Source organism: Clostridium sp. Marseille-P7770 (assembly GCF_902143525.1).
GTDB lineage: Bacteria > Bacillota > Clostridia > Lachnospirales > Lachnospiraceae > Pilosibacter.
Genome location: NZ_CABFVC010000004.1, coordinates 178,702 through 193,720, shown reverse-complemented (window position 1 = coordinate 193,720; position 15,019 = coordinate 178,702). Strand labels below are relative to the sequence as shown.

General features: G+C 50.4%; 7 protein-coding genes and 1 other annotated feature. Of the genes, 4 read left to right on the top strand and 3 right to left on the bottom strand.

The genetic code is table 11. The features are described from left to right. Nucleotides 1–32: 32 nt before the first annotated feature. The 3 genes from FN001_RS11060 to FN001_RS11050 all read right to left on the bottom strand — a co-directional run bounded on the left by FN001_RS11060 (nucleotide 33) and on the right by FN001_RS11050 (nucleotide 2,942). Nucleotides 33–806 (bottom strand): ABC transporter ATP-binding protein, encoded by a 774-nt coding sequence (locus FN001_RS11060; RefSeq protein ID WP_118321706.1) that lies wholly within the window; start codon nucleotides 804–806, stop codon nucleotides 33–35. Continuing rightward, nucleotides 799–1,689 carry an ABC transporter permease gene (locus tag FN001_RS11055; RefSeq protein ID WP_142411858.1) on the bottom strand — a complete coding sequence of 297 codons (891 nt, stop codon included), beginning with the start codon at nucleotides 1,687–1,689 and terminating at the stop codon, nucleotides 799–801. The genes FN001_RS11060 and FN001_RS11055 overlap by 8 nt, the downstream gene beginning before the upstream one ends. 161 nt (nucleotides 1,690–1,850) lie before the next feature. Continuing rightward, nucleotides 1,851–2,942, bottom strand: a complete 1,092-nt coding sequence (locus FN001_RS11050) for an ABC transporter substrate-binding protein (RefSeq protein WP_142411857.1) — start codon at nucleotides 2,940–2,942, stop codon at nucleotides 1,851–1,853. Nucleotides 2,943–3,179: 237 nt separating this feature from the next. Continuing rightward, nucleotides 3,180–3,416: a binding site (T-box leader), on the bottom strand. A 309-nt stretch (nucleotides 3,417–3,725) separates the two neighbouring features. Here FN001_RS11050 and ftsH point away from each other — a divergent pair. From ftsH to rpoC, 4 genes are all read left to right on the top strand, one after another. After that, a complete protein-coding gene (ftsH, locus tag FN001_RS11040) occupies nucleotides 3,726–5,576 on the top strand; it encodes an ATP-dependent zinc metalloprotease FtsH (protein ID WP_142411855.1) in 1,851 nt (616 codons plus the stop codon). A 372-nt stretch (nucleotides 5,577–5,948) separates the two neighbouring features. After that, nucleotides 5,949–7,160 (top strand): hypothetical protein, encoded by a 1,212-nt coding sequence (locus FN001_RS11035; RefSeq protein ID WP_142411854.1) that lies wholly within the window; start codon nucleotides 5,949–5,951, stop codon nucleotides 7,158–7,160. A gap of 146 nt (nucleotides 7,161–7,306) precedes the next feature. Continuing rightward, complete coding sequence (rpoB, locus tag FN001_RS11030; RefSeq protein WP_118321711.1) at nucleotides 7,307–11,170, top strand: DNA-directed RNA polymerase subunit beta; 3,864 nt, start codon at nucleotides 7,307–7,309, stop codon at nucleotides 11,168–11,170. 19 nt (nucleotides 11,171–11,189) lie between these two features. Continuing rightward, the gene (gene rpoC / locus FN001_RS11025) at nucleotides 11,190–14,861 is read left to right on the top strand and encodes a DNA-directed RNA polymerase subunit beta' (RefSeq protein WP_118530057.1); all 3,672 of its coding nucleotides are present in this window, start codon (nucleotides 11,190–11,192) and stop codon (nucleotides 14,859–14,861) included. Nucleotides 14,862–15,019: the final 158 nt, after the last annotated feature.

Genomic DNA, 15,019 nt, shown 5'->3' with positions numbered 1-15,019 from the left:
CCGATTTGGAATGGATTTTTGATATTTCCCGATCAGTTTCCGCACTCGATACTGATCGCGTTGAACATGTCGAGGATATCATCCACTTTCGTGTTCGCCTTTTCCTCGCCCTTTTTGTCCATGACCGCATGTCCCTGGTGCATCATCAGGAGACGGTCGCCGTACTCGACTGCGAAGCGGAGATTGTGGGTGACCATGATCGTTGTCAGGTGTTTCTCCGCAACGATCTTTCCTGTGAGTTCCATGATGATGTCGGCGGTCTTCGGGTCGAGGGCTGCAGTGTGCTCATCGAGGATCAGAAATTCGATCGGGGTCATCGTGGACATCAAAAGTGCCATCGCCTGGCGCTGGCCGCCGGAGAGAACGCCGACCTTCACGCCCATCTTATCCTCAAGACCGAGTCCTAAGATCTTTAACTGGTCGCGGTAGAAATCGATGCGGGACTTGTTTGTCCCAGGCAGCAGGTTAAATGGTTTTCCTTTATTATCGGCGAGTGCCATATTCTCCAGAATCGTCATGTTCGGGCAGGTTCCCATTGCCGGGTGCTGGTAGACGCGGCCGATGCGGCGCTGGCGCTTGTACTCCGGCATCTTTGTGATATCGACTCCGCCCATCGTGATCGTTCCGGAGTCGACCGGAATGCTGCCGCAGATCAGGTTTAACATGGAAGTCTTTCCGGATCCATTGCTGCCGATTACGGAGACGAACTCGCCGTCGGCGATGCTCAGGTTGAAATCCTTAAAGAGGCACATTTCGTTCACGGTGCCTGCATTGTAATATTTATTGATGTTCTTTAATTCAAGCATGATGTGCCCCCTTTCTCTTCATGGAATCACTGATGATCAGGATCAGAAGAAGGATCGCCGCAGTGATCAGTTTCAGGTCAGTTGCTTTTACGATGCGCATGGAAATGACGAAAGCGACGCATGCCTTGTAGAGGATCGCGCCTGCGATGACCGCGGTGGTCGCTTTTAATTTTCCGAAGCGATGGAACAGCTGGGTTCCGAGGATGACGCTTGCGAGACCGAAGACCATGGTTCCGGTTCCGATGGAGATATCGAAGAAGGCCTGCTTCTGAGCAAGAACTCCTCCGGCGAGAGCTGCGAAGCCGTTCGCGATCGCAAGACCGATGATCTTCACGCGGCCTTTGTCCTCCGCGAGAGAGGTTACGAGAGCGTCATTGTCTCCGGCTGCCCGGAGCAGATATCCGGATCTCGTGTTTAAGTACCAGTCGAGGACGAATTTGCAGATCAGGGCGATCACTGAAAGAATGATCACAACGATGTACGGTCTCACGGATGCCGGCAGGCTGTTTCTCGTCCATTCATTGTCGAAGATCGTATCCTGGGACAGGAACGGGAGATTGGCTTTCATTCCGGCGATCCGGAGATTTACGGAGTAGAGAGCGGTCATGACAATGATACCAGAAAACAGATCGCGGACCTTGCATTTTACATGAATAAAGCCGGTCACGCATCCGGCGAGCACGCCTGCGAAGAAAGAGAGCGGTAATGCCCACACCGGGGAAATGCCTTTCACGATCAGCCCTGCGGTCAGCGCTGCGCCCAGGGGAAATGTTCCATCGACCGAAAGATCCGGAAAGTCCAGGATCTTGTAGGTGATGTATACGCCCAGGGCCATGATCGCGTAGATCAGCCCTTCCTCAAAGATTCCTAATAAGATTGCCATGTTATCCTCCGAAAATCAATAACCTGTATTTTATCGCGGTTATTGCAGTGGGTGTTCAGCCCTGCTGAACAGTTACTTTTACAGTTACATTCTGGTGCAAAGTCCGGCAAAGCGGATGAAATGCTTTGCCGGACTTCCTGACATTGTGTCTGTTTGAATTATTACTGGGTGATCTCAGTGAATAATTCTTTTGCATTCTTGGAGAGGTCCTCCGGGAATGTGATCCCGAGATCCTCAGCGACTTTGGAGTTTCCGTAGAAAGCTGCTTCCTCGATGACTTCAAAGTTCAGTTCGCTTGCTTTTTTCTCGCCCTTTAAGACTTCGGCAGCCATGCGTCCTGTCTGCTTTCCAAGATCAACATAATCGAGACCCATTGCAGCGAGGCAGCCGATCTTGACCTGTTCGATCTCACTTCCGAATACCGGGATGTTCTTTGCGTTTGCTTTGGAAAGGATCAGCGGAAGAGAAGCAACGACGGTGTTGTCCGTTAAGTTGTTTAAGCAGTCAACCTGTTCTAAGAGGCTGTCAGCTGCCAGCGGGATGTCTGCTGTGGAGGAAACGCCGGACTCAACGATCTCGAAACCGTAATCAGCAGCTTTTTCCTTATACTCTGCGAGTGTGGAAGCGGAGTTTACTTCGCTTGTTGTATACATGATACCGATCTTCTTCGCATCCGGAAGGATCGCGCGGATCATTTCGAGCTGCTGTTCAACCGGAAGCTTATCACTTGTTCCTGTCACTTCGCCGACCGGTGTTCCGTCTGCGTTTGCAAGTTCTGCTGCGACCGGATCGGTAACTGCTGTATAGATGACCGGAATATCATTCTTTCTGCCGACGCTGTATGCGCTCTGTGCGCTCGGTGTCGCGATCGCGCAGATGAGATCCACGTTCTGTCCTGCGAAGTTTGTACTGATCTGTGCTGCTAACCCTGGGTCAGCCTGTGCGTTTTCTTCTAATACGGTAAGATTTTTGCCTTCCACGAATCCGTTCTCGGCGAGACCTTCGATGAAACCTTCCCGGCAGTTGTCGAGAGATCCGTGAACTGCGAACTGGTTGATGCCGATCGTGTAGGAGCCGTCTGCGAGAGTGGTATCCGCTGCGTCTGCGGATCCTGCAGTTGTTGCTTCGGCAGTTGTTGTCTCGGCAGCTGTCGTCTCAGCGGCAGTCGTTGTGGAAGCTGTGTTTGAAGAGCAGCCTGCGAGAAGTGCTGCGGTGAATGTTGCTGCGATGATTGCTTTGATCGATTTTTTCATAATTTTGTTCTCCTCTTCTACTTTTTAATTGAGATGATTCGTAACTGCATTCCGGGTCTTTCCGATCCGGTCATGCGGTCCAGTAGTTGTTGGAGGTGTGGAGCGAAGGTGCCGTGGTGTGGGATATCTTGTACAGAGCATGTATTTTTGCTGCCATACATCTGTAGGGAGCTGCCGTCGGCAGGCCTTTTAGGTATAAAAAAATCCCAAGGATCAGATATCGATTTAAAATCTGATGCTTGAGACGAATTTCATATCCGCGGTGCCACTCAACTTGACCTTTCGGTCCGCTTTTCTCGTATACCAACATATACGCCGCTCTTTTAACGACTGCGGTAGCCGTCAGTCCATACTCAAATTCAGGACTGCCCTCGAAAGTCCATTCCATTTCCAGTGCCATACTGCAATCCCACCGCCTGCAGCTCTCTGTGAAAACACGATCGAAAATGTACTCCTCTTTCTCAACGGTTTTTCTTGTTTTGTTATGGGTATCATAGTACGGAAAAGAGTGTTTGTCAAGCTGATTTTTTGAATTCCGCTCCATGAAAAAATGACAAAAGAATTTCTAAAAAAAATATAATATTTCAGAAACTTCCATAAATTCCATTGACTTTCAGGGCTGCCTGAGATAGGATAAAAATCACACAAGATGACAGGGTGTCATTTGTGACACATGATCCGTTGATAACAGCATGTGAAAAGGCAGAAATTCCTGTCCGCGGTCCGATATATTTTTTGGCGATAAGGACGGATGCAGGACAGACTATTTAAGGAGGAAAACATATGGGTACAAAAGACGGCGGAAAAAAGCCGGACCCGAACAACCTGAATACGTTCAAGGGATTCTTCTATTATATGATTATGATCCTTGTGATGACGGTTCTCCTGAACGGAATCGTATTCCCGTCTGCGCTGAAGCAGCAGGTAAAGGAAGTTGGCTATAATGAGTTCCTGACCATGGTCGATAATGGACAGGTCAAACAGGTTGAGAAGGATGACGCAAACGGTGAGATTGTATTCGTTACAAAGGACAGCAGCGGAAAAGAGCAGATCTACAAGACAGGTCTCTGGGACGATCCGGATCTTACGGAGCGTCTGTACAGCAAGGGAGTTTCCTTTGATAAGGTGATCCCGCAGAAGGAATCTGCGATCATGTCGTTCTTCACCAACTGGATCCTTCCGTTTGTGATCATGATCGCGATCGGACAGATCTTAAGCCGCAGTATGGCAAAGCGGATGGGCGGAAACGCGATGACGTTCGGAAAATCGAATGCGAAGATCTATGCGGAGAGCGAGACCGGCGTGACATTTGCGGATGTTGCCGGAGAGGAAGAGGCGAAAGACGCATTAAAGGAGATCGTTGATTTCCTTCATGATCCGAAGAAATATGCCGATATCGGTGCGACACTTCCGAAGGGAGCGCTTCTCGTGGGCCCTCCTGGAACAGGTAAGACGTTGCTCGCAAAAGCAGTTGCCGGTGAGGCGCATGTCCCGTTCTTCTCGATCTCCGGTTCTGAGTTCGTGGAGATGTTCGTCGGCATGGGTGCCGCGAAGGTCCGGGACCTCTTCAAACAGGCAAATGAGAAAGCTCCGTGTATCGTCTTTATCGATGAGATCGATACCATCGGTAAAAAGCGTGACGGAAGCGGCATGGGCGGAAACGATGAGCGTGAGCAGACCTTAAATCAGCTCCTTACAGAGATGGACGGATTCGACGGACGAAAGGGTGTTGTGATCCTGGCGGCTACAAACCGTCCGGAGACCCTTGATAAGGCTCTTTTAAGACCAGGCCGTTTCGACAGAAGAATTCCGGTGGAACTTCCGGATCTCAAAGGCCGTGAGGCGATCCTGCGGGTACATGGAAAAGATGTCAAGATGGATGAGTCCGTTGATTTTAACGCCATCGCGAGAGCAACTGTCGGAGCCAGCGGTGCCGAGCTTGCGAACATTATCAACGAGGGCGCGCTCCGTGCCGTCCGCATGGGACGCCGCGTTGTATCCCAGGCTGATCTGGAGGAGAGCGTTGAGACCGTTATTGCCGGTTACCAGAAGAAAAATGCGTCCGTTTCTGAAAATGAACGCCGGATCGTCGCTTACCACGAGATCGGCCACGCCCTCGTTGCAGCGTGCCAGAGCAATTCCGCTCCGGTCCACAAGATCACAATTATTCCGAGAACATCGGGTGCTCTCGGCTATACGATGCAGGTGGAGGATGGCGAGCGCCTTCTTATGAGTAAGGAGGAGGCACTTAACAAGATCGCAACCCTGACCGGCGGCCGTGCGGCGGAGGAATTTATGTTCCACTCTATCACGACCGGTGCCTCCAACGATATCGAGCAGGCCACAAAGCTTGCCCGCGCTATGGTGACCCGCTACGGTATGAGCGACCAGTTCGGTATGGTTGCCCTTGAGACCGTGACGAACCAGTACCTTGGCGGAGACACCTCCCTCGCATGCTCACCGGAGACAGCGAAAGCCATCGATGACGAGGTGATCGCTACCGTGAAGGCACAGTACGAGAAGGCAATGGGAATTTTAAGAGACCATGCAGCAAAATTAAACGAACTTGCCGGATATCTTCTCGAGAAGGAGACAATCACAGGGGAAGAATTTATGGAGATCCTGAACCGGTAAAAGCAGTATATCAGTGTGAGAAGACTCAGAGACCATGCAAAGTGGCTGCTCTGAGTCTTTTTTCGTTTTGGGAAAAGAATCAGTTACTTTTCATGGGTAGGAATTTTCTGAACTGAAAATTCCGTACAATACAGTGGTGGTAGTGGATTTTGCCGATTCGGAATGCGGAGCATCGGCAAAATCCTGTTACAGTGCGCGGGCAAGGAGTGCCCGTGTACTGTAACAAGAATCAGGTATTGGGCTGACGATGTGAAATCTCGATTGTGTGCACCGGAAACCTATGTTAAAATGAGGATAGAAATTTAGCTGTTGGGCTTAAAATACAAAATTAAAATGACCTGAAATGAGGAATACCGACAGGAGGAACAACGGATGAAACAGAGATATTGTCCATACTGCGACCAGAAAATGACATCGGGTCTATACTGCAGCGGATGCAAAAGGATCGTGTGGCATCCATATGTACAGGATGTGGATTACTATTTAAATGAGAGACATCCACAACATGAGTCAGACTGCCTGTACCATGATGGCGGAAGCGAATACCCTGGAAGCAGCGCATCCAGCACAGATTCGTACGCGGGCATATTTAAAGGGAATGGGACATCAACCAGAATACAGGGCGGAAAGAAAAAGACAAGTCGGGAGAAGAAGACAGCGGATCCATTCCAGAATATGGGAAACCGGATGACGGGACAGCGGAATGCGTTCGAACATATGAAGAGCCAGCTTGAACAGTACCGCAGCCAGGCAGATACCTGCCAGAGTGGAACTTACAGCAGCCAGTCCGCGAAGAACATCATGGACCGCGTAAACTCCGAACGTGGACGGAAGAAGCCGTTTACCGGCATTCTGATCGTCGTGATCATCTGGCTGGTATTTTCCGTCGGCGGAAACCTGCTGTTCCTTATCACCCATGCGATCCGGGAATCGATCTACGGGATCGAGAACATCTTTGACTCGTCCAGCGGCGATCTCTGGTCCTCTGCCGATTCCAACGCCGTGGAGGTCCTTGGGGAGGGCGAGCTCTCCGACGAGGAGGTGCGGGCCATCGGAACAAACTGTACAAACTACGGTCACTATGACGCCCAGCTTGCGGATGTGACGGCCGCCCTGGACCGGCTCCTGCCGCAGTACGGATTTTCTGAGTGGTCGCTGGAGGACACATACAGCTACAACTATGCTTCGGACGATATGAGCTGGTACAACACAGATCAGGCCTGTTATCTGAGCCGTGACGGGGAGTATGTGGGAAGCATTACCATCTACGCCGACACGGCAACAGATGATCTCCATGGGATCGGTGCCTACAGCAGCGATGAGGAGGCCTTCTACCAGATCGTGGACGTGCTGGAAGCCACATTCCAGGAATTCGGCTATCTGGATACGGATCTAAGCGGACAGGAGGTATATCAGGAACTGATCAATACCGAGGATATGATCGTTAGTAAGACAGATGACAGTGTCAACGGATTTACCACAGCTTATGGACCGGAGATTTTTGCAAGTAAAGAAAGCCCGTCAGGGGATGATTTCTACTCGATTCAGATGTATGCGCCGGGGTATTATACAAGCGTAGAGTAGGAAAACTTTGTAAAAAAGTGCTTGACAGATTGACAACCCCATGGTAGTATGAAATGTGCACTATTGTGGTATCATGTGCATATGGTACCAGTATGCCCAAAATTAGTTATTGATTATAGAGAAAGAAAACAGGGGTGAAACGTCAAATGGAGAAAAGCAGAATGCGTCCGGTGCCGTCCGGCAAGAGCGTAAGAATGAGCTTCTCAAGACAGAAAGAAGTTCTTGAGATGCCGAACCTGATCGAGATCCAGAAGGATTCTTATCAGTGGTTCCTCGACGAGGGCCTGAAAGAGGTCTTTGACGATATCTCTCCGATCGCTGACTTTGCTGGACATCTTAGCCTGGAGTTTGTAGACTTCACGCTTTGCAAAGATGACATCAAATACACGATCGAAGAGTGCAAAGAGCGTGATGCAACTTACGCCGCACCTTTGAAAGTCAAGGTGAGACTCTGCAACAAAGATAAAGATGAGATCAATGAACACGAGATTTTCATGGGCGATCTGCCATTAATGACAGATACCGGCTCCTTCGTTATTAACGGTGCAGAGCGTGTTATCGTCAGCCAGTTGGTACGTTCCCCTGGTATCTATTATGGTATCGATCACGATAAGATCGGTAAAGAATTATATTCCTGTACCGTAATCCCGAATCGTGGAGCATGGTTAGAGTATGAGACAGATTCCAACGACGTGTTCTATGTACGTGTAGACCGTACCAGAAAGGTCCCGGTAACTGTCCTGATCCGTGCGCTCGGATATGGTACAAACGCTGAGATCATCGATCTCTTCGGTGAGGAGCCGAAGCTTCTCGCAAGCTTCACAAAGGATACGTCCGACAACTATCAGGATGGTCTCCTTGAGTTATATAAGAAGATCCGTCCGGGCGAGCCGCTGTCTGTCGACAGTGCTGAGAGCCTGTTAAACGGCATGTTCTTCGACCCGAGAAGATATGATCTCGCAAAGGTCGGCAGATATAAATTCAACAAGAAGCTTCATATGAAGAACCGTATCGTCGGACAGATTCCGTCCGAGGATATCGTTGATACAGAAACAGGCGAGATCCTTGCGGAAGCAGGAAAAGCGATCACAAAAGATCAGGCGATCGCGATCCAGAACGCTGCGATCCCGTATGTATGGATCCAGACAGAAGAGCGCGTGGAGAAAGTCCTTTCCAACCTTATGGTTGACCTTTCCGCATATGTGTCCTTCGATCCGGAAGAAGTAGGTATCACAGAGTTAGTATATTACCCGGTATTAAAAGACATTCTGGAAAAAGCAGGGGATGACGAGGAAGAGTTAAAAGCTGAACTCCGCCGCAACGTCCACGAGCTTGTTCCGAAATGCATCACAAAGGAAGATATCCTTGCTTCCATCAACTACAACATGCACCTTGAGTACGGCATCGGCGTAAAGGATGATATCGACCACCTTGGAAACCGTCGTATCCGTGCAGTCGGAGAGCTCCTTCAGAACCAGTACCGTATCGGTCTCTCCAGAATGGAGCGCGTTGTACGTGAGAGAATGACAACACAGGACATCGACGGAATCACTCCGCAGTCCCTGATCAATATCAAACCGGTCACTGCAGCAGTGAAAGAGTTCTTCGGAAGCTCCCAGCTGTCCCAGTTCATGGACCAGAACAACCCGTTATCCGAGCTTACGCATAAGAGACGTCTCTCCGCGTTAGGACCGGGTGGTCTGTCCAGAGAGCGTGCAGGATTCGAGGTTCGAGATGTACACTACACCCACTACGGTCGTATGTGTCCGGTCGAGACTCCTGAGGGACCGAACATCGGTCTTATCAACTCCCTCGCAAGCTATGCGAAGGTAAACCAGTACGGCTTCGTTGAGGCTCCGTACCGTGTCGTAGACAAGAGCGATCCGGCTAACCCGCGTGTTACCGACGATGTTGTCTACATGACAGCTGACGAAGAGGATAACTACATCGTAGCACAGGCGAATGAGCCGCTCGATGAGGAAGGCCACTTCATCCACAACAACGTATCCGGTCGTTTCCGTGAGGAGACTTCCTCCTTCCAGAAGAAACAGATCGACCTCATGGACGTATCCCCGAGAATGGTATTCTCCGTTGCTACTTCCATGATCCCGTTCTTACAGAACGATGACGCGAACCGTGCCCTGATGGGATCCAACATGCAGCGTCAGGCTGTACCGCTGCTTTCCACAGAAGCTCCGGTTGTTGGTACCGGTATCGAAGGCAAGGCTGCCGTTGACTCCGGTGTCTGCGTAGTCGCTAAGAATGCCGGCGTTGTTGAACGCTCCGCTTCCAACGAGATCATCATCAAGAGAGATTCCGACGGAAACCGCGACGTTTACCGCCTGATCAAATTCTCACGAAGCAACCAGTCCAACAGCTACAACCAGAAGCCGATCGTTTACAAGGGCGACCATGTAGAGAAAGGCGAGGTTATCGCAGACGGACCGTCCACAAAGGATGGCGAGATCGCACTTGGTAAGAACCCGTTAATCGGATTCATGACCTGGGAAGGTTACAACTACGAGGATGCGGTCCTGTTAAGTGAAAAACTTGTTATGAACGATGTCTACACATCTGTTCATATTGAAGAATATGAATGCGAATCCCGTGATACCAAGTTAGGACCGGAAGAGATCACAAGAGATGTTCCGGGTGTCGGCGATGACGCATTGAAAGACCTGGATGAGCGCGGAATCATCCGCATCGGCGCTGAGGTCCGTGCCGGTGATATCTTAGTCGGAAAGGTAACTCCTAAGGGAGAGACCGAGCTGACAGCTGAAGAGAGACTTCTTCGTGCGATCTTCGGTGAGAAGGCAAGAGAAGTCCGCGACACATCCTTAAAAGTACCGCATGGCGCATACGGAACCATCATCGACGCAAAACTCTTCACAAGAGAGAACGGCGACGAGCTTGCTCCTGGCGTAAATGAGACAGTCCGCATCTACATCGCTCAGAAACGTAAGATTTCTGTTGGTGATAAGATGGCCGGCCGTCATGGTAACAAGGGTGTTGTCTCCCGTGTACTTCCGGTAGAGGATATGCCGTTCCTTCCGAACGGACGTCCGCTCGATATCGTATTAAACCCGTTAGGCGTGCCGTCCCGAATGAACATCGGACAGGTCCTTGAGATCCACTTAAGCCTTGCAGCAAAGGCACTTGGATTCAATGTTTCCACACCGGTATTCGATGGCGCAGACGAGAATGATATCCAGGATACACTGGAGCTTGCAAACGATTATGTAAACATGGAATGGGATGCATTCCAGGAGAAGTATAAAGAGATCCTTCGTCCGGAGGTTATGGAATATCTCGGTGAGCACCTTGATCACCGTGCTCTCTGGAAGGGCGTTCCGATCAGCCGTACCGGTAAGGTACAGCTCCGCGACGGACGTACAGGCGAATACTTCGATGGCCCGACTACGATCGGACACATGCACTACCTGAAACTGCATCACCTGGTTGACGATAAGATCCATGCACGTTCCACAGGCCCATACGCACTCGTTACACAGCAGCCGCTCGGTGGTAAAGCACAGTTCGGCGGACAGCGTTTCGGTGAGATGGAGGTTTGGGCTCTTGAGGCTTACGGCGCGGCTTACACACTTCAGGAGATTCTGACAGTGAAGTCCGATGACGTTGTTGGACGTGTAAAGACCTACGAGGCGATCATCAAGGGCGAGAACATTCCGGAGCCGGGTATTCCGGAGTCCTTCAAGGTACTCTTAAAAGAGTTACAGTCTCTCGGACTGGATGTAAGAGTGCTGCGTGACAATGGTGAGGAAGTCGATATGTCTGAGAACATCGACTACTCTGATACAAACTACGATCTTCGTTCCATCATCGAGGGAGACCGCCGCTACAACGATAAGGAAGACTTATCCGACTACGGATTCCAGAAACAGGAATTCAAGGGCGACGAGCTTGTCAATGTGGAAGACGATGACTATACAAACGACGGTGCCAAAGACGACTATGTCGATGACGATTATACCGAGGATGACGACAAATAATTAGAAGGGAGTACCGTTCATGCCTGAGACAAATGAAACTTATCAGCCGATGACATTCGACGCGATCCGTATCGGACTTGCCTCTTCGGAAAAGATTCTGGAATGGTCCCATGGTGAGGTTAAAAAACCGGAGACCATCAACTACAGAACCTTAAAACCGGAGAAGGACGGTCTGTACTGCGAAAGAATCTTTGGACCGACCAAGGACTGGGAGTGCCATTGTGGTAAATACAAGAAAATCAGATACAAAGGTGTTATCTGTGACCGCTGCGGCGTTGAGGTAACGAAGTCCAGCGTGCGCCGTGAGCGTATCGGACATATCGCGCTTGCCGCTCCGGTATCCCATATCTGGTATTTTAAAGGTATCCCAAGCCGTATGGGTCTGATCCTGGACATCTCCCCGAGAGTCCTCGAGAAAGTTCTGTACTTTGCTTCCTATATCGTTCTGGATGCAGGAAATACCGGACTTCAGTTAAAGCAGGTCCTTTCCGAGAAAGAGTACCGCGATGCTGTTGAAAAGTACGGCTACGGCACATTCCGCGTAGGAATGGGTGCTGAGGCAGTCCAGGAACTTTTAAAGAATATCGATCTGGATAAAGACTCCGAAGAGCTGAGAAAAGCTCTTCAGGAGGCTTCTGGCCAGAAGAGAGCGAGAATCATCAAGCGCCTTGAGGTTGTTGATGCATTCCGCAGCTCCGGAAACAGACCGGAGTGGATGATCATGAACGTGATCCCGGTCATCCCGCCGGATATCCGCCCGATGGTACAGCTCGACGGCGGACGTTTCGCGACATCCGACTTAAACGACTTATACAGAAGAATCATCAACCGTAACAACCGTCTCGCAAGACTTCTCGAACTCGGCGCTCCGGACATCATCGTCCGCAACGAGAAGAGAATGCTCCAGGAGGCTGTTGATGCCCTGATCGATAACGGCAGACGCGGAAGACCGGTTACAGGACCGGGCAACCGTGCGTTAAAGTCCCTTTCTGACATGTTAAAAGGTAAGCAGGGACGTTTCCGTCAGAACCTTCTCGGTAAACGAGTTGACTATTCCGGACGTTCCGTTATCGTCGTTGGACCGGAACTTAAGATCTACCAGTGCGGTCTTCCGAAAGAGATGGCGATCGAGCTCTTCAAACCGTTCGTTATGAAGGAACTCGTTGCAAACGGAACTGCACACAACATCAAGAACGCGAAAAAGATGGTCGAGCGTCTTCAGACAGAGGTCTGGGATGTTCTCGAGGATGTAATCAAAGAGCATCCGGTTATGTTAAACCGTGCCCCTACTCTTCACCGTCTTGGTATTCAGGCGTTCGAGCCGATCCTTGTAGAAGGTAAGGCAATCAAGCTTCACCCGCTCGTTTGTACCGCATTCAACGCGGACTTCGATGGAGACCAGATGGCGGTTCACCTTCCGCTGACGATGGAAGCACAGGCAGAGTGCCGCTTCCTTCTTCTCTCCCCGAACAACCTGTTAAAACCGTCCGATGGTGGTCCGGTAGCAGTTCCTTCCCAGGATATGGTCCTCGGTATCTACTATCTGACACAGGAGAGACCGGGCGCAAAGGGCGAAGGCATGTTCTTCAAGAGCCCGAACGAAGCACTTCTTGCATATGAGAACGGAGCCGTTACTCTTCATGCGAGAATCAAAGTCCGTGTGACAAAGACACTTCCGGACGGAAGAACGATGACAGGCATCGTTGATACAACTGTAGGACGTATCCTCTTCAACGAGATCATCCCGCAGGACCTTGGATTTGTCGACAGAACGATCCCGGGCAACGAGTTAAAGCCGGAGATCGATTTCCTCGTAAAGAAGAAACAGTTAAAGCAGATCCTCGAGAAAGTCATCAATACACACGGAGCGATCCAGACAGCGATCACTCTGGACGATATCAAGGCGATCGGTTACAAGTACTCCACAAGAGCCGCTATGACCGTATCCATTTCCGATATGACTGTCCCGGCAACTAAGAAACAGCTCCTTGCGGACGCTGAGGCAACGGTTGACCGTATCGCGAAGAACTTCCGCCGTGGTCTTATCACAGAGGAAGAACGTTACAAAGAAGTTATCGATGTATGGAAAGCAACCGATGACCAGTTAACACATGACCTTCTGACAGGTCTTGATAAATACAACAACATCTTCATGATGGCGGACTCCGGAGCCCGTGGTTCTGATAAGCAGATCAAGCAGCTTGCTGGTATGCGAGGACTTATGGCGGATACAACCGGTCACACGATCGAACTCCCGATTAAGTCCAACTTCCGTGAAGGTCTTGACGTACTTGAGTACTTCATCTCCGCACATGGTGCGAGAAAAGGTATGTCCGATACCGCTCTTCGTACAGCCGACTCTGGTTACCTGACAAGACGTCTTGTCGATGTATCCCAGGATCTCATCATCCGTGAGACAGACTGCTGCGAAGGAAAAGGAACGATCCCGTACATGGAGATCGAAGGCTTTACAGACGGTAAAGAGACGATCGAGACTCTCCAGGAGAGATTAACAGGCAGATATATCGCTGAGACGATCACAGATCCGGATACCGGAGAAGTTGTTGTCAAGGCAAACCATATGTGTACACCGAAACGTGCCGCAGCCGTTATCAAGGTTCTTGAGAAGCTCGGCAGAAATACCGTTAAGATCCGTACAGTCCTGACATGTAAGTGCCATATCGGTGTTTGCTCCAAGTGTTATGGTGCGAACATGGCGACAGGTCAGCCGGTACAGGTCGGCGAGGCTGTTGGTATCATTGCCGCACAGTCCATCGGTGAGCCGGGTACACAGTTAACCATGCGTACATTCCACTCCGGCGGTGTTGCCGGCGGCGATATCACACAGGGTCTTCCGCGTGTCGAGGAGCTTTTCGAGGCAAGACGCCCGAAGGGACTTGCGATCATTGCTGAATTTGGTGGTGTTGTCACAATTAAAGATACCAAGAAGAAACGTGAGATCATCGTTACTGATCCGGAGACCGGAAACTCCAAGACTTATCTGATCCCGTATGGTTCCAGAATCAAAGTTACGGACGGACAGGTTCTCGAGGCCGGTGACGTTCTCACAGAAGGTAGCATCAACCCGCACGACCTGTTAAAGGTTAAGGGCGTTCGTGCCGTACAGGATTACATGATCCGTGAGGTACAGCGTGTTTACCGTTTACAGGGTGTAGAGATCAACGATAAGCATATCGAGATGATCGTGCGTCAGATGTTAAAGAAGATCCGTATCGAGGAGAGCGGCGATTCCGACGTTCTTCCGGGCGTATCCATGGATGTTCTTGATTTCAACGAGATGAACGAGGAGCTCATCGCTGCAGGCAAACAGCCGGCAGAAGGCAAACAGGTCATGCTCGGTATCACAAAGGCATCCCTTGCAACCGATTCCTTCTTATCCGCTGCATCCTTCCAGGAGACCACAAAGGTTCTTACTGAGGCTGCGATCAACGGCAAAGTAGATCACCTGATCGGTCTGAAAGAGAATGTTATCATCGGTAAGCTCATCCCGGCTGGTACCGGTATGAAGCGTTACCGCAACATCAAGCTCAGCACCGGCGAGATCGAGGAGAAGAAGCCGGAGCCGGAAGTTCAGACTGCTGCTGAGCCGCAGGAGGAGACAGAAGCTCCGATTGAAGAGGCTGAGAAGATCATTCTCAACGAGGATGACACACAGGAAGTTGATGAATAATCGATTATAATGTGTAAAGCTTTATGAAAACAGGCGATCGTGCAGGTTTTCAGAACAGACAAGTTTATATTGTGGGGAAGTTCCTGGAAACAGGAACTTTCCCATAGGCTGATGCATACTCAAACAGCGAGGAGAACATGAGAGATCATGTTTTTCCT

Bases quoted from the DNA above. Each gene is read 5' to 3' on its own strand.
- FN001_RS11060 (WP_118321706.1), bottom strand. From the start codon at position 806: ATGCTTGAATTAAAGAACATCAATAAATATTACAATGCAGGCACCGTG.
- FN001_RS11055 (WP_142411858.1), bottom strand. From the start codon at position 1,689: ATGGCAATCTTATTAGGAATCTTTGAGGAAGGGCTGATCTACGCGATC.
- FN001_RS11050 (WP_142411857.1), bottom strand. From the start codon at position 2,942: ATGAAAAAATCGATCAAAGCAATCATCGCAGCAACATTCACCGCAGCA.
- ftsH (WP_142411855.1), top strand. From the start codon at position 3,726: ATGGGTACAAAAGACGGCGGAAAAAAGCCGGACCCGAACAACCTGAAT.
- FN001_RS11035 (WP_142411854.1), top strand. From the start codon at position 5,949: ATGAAACAGAGATATTGTCCATACTGCGACCAGAAAATGACATCGGGT.
- rpoB (WP_118321711.1), top strand. From the start codon at position 7,307: ATGGAGAAAAGCAGAATGCGTCCGGTGCCGTCCGGCAAGAGCGTAAGA.
- rpoC (WP_118530057.1), top strand. From the start codon at position 11,190: ATGCCTGAGACAAATGAAACTTATCAGCCGATGACATTCGACGCGATC.